Annotated in this window: 1 protein-coding gene; it reads right to left on the reverse strand. The window is 75.3% G+C overall.

Features of this window, described 5'->3' with window-relative positions; translation table 11 throughout:
- Positions 1 to 474, reverse strand: a 474-nt coding sequence (locus AC2W7G_RS18095) for a thioredoxin domain-containing protein (RefSeq protein WP_485869651.1), incomplete at its 3' end; no start/stop codon positions are given.
- Between the last annotated feature and the right edge of the window lie 129 nt (positions 475 to 603).

Here is a 603-nt window from a genome sequence, read left to right on the forward strand (position 1 = left end):
GCGGCCTGCGGGGGCGGCGCGCCCGGTCACGCCGTTCTGGACGGCGACGCGGACGAGCTCCTCGAACAGGCGGCGGACCTCGTCCTCGGCGGCCGTGCCCTGGAACAGCGGCACCGGCTGCCCGCCGACGAGTCCGAGCACGAACGGGACGCCCTGGGCACCGACGGCCTGGGCGATGGCCGGGCTCGTGTCGACGTCGACCTGGGCGAGCAGCAGCTGGCCGCCGAAGGAGTTGGCGACCCGGGCCAGCAGGGCGTTGAACTCGCCGCTCTGCGGCGAGCGCGGCGACCACAGGCTCAGCACGACGACGTGGCGCAGCGACGCCTCGAGCGCCACCTGCTGGAAGTCCTGCTCGGTGACGTCGACGACGAAGCTCGCGCCGTCGGGGGCGGGGGCCCCGCCGGACGCGGCGGGCGCCGGGGCGGACTGCTTCAGGGCCGACAGGTCGATGGCTCCGGGACGCGAAAAGCTCATGGGTCCCATCCTAGGGAACCGCCCCGCCTCGCTGGGAGTGACGTTGCGCCCGCGACACGCCGCGCGGGGCGTGCACAACGTCACGCCCAGCGAGGGCGGGAGGTCAGGAGCCGGCGAGCATGTCGCGCG

It is taken from the genome of Aeromicrobium sp. PFPM2_SD2 (assembly GCF_057364525.1).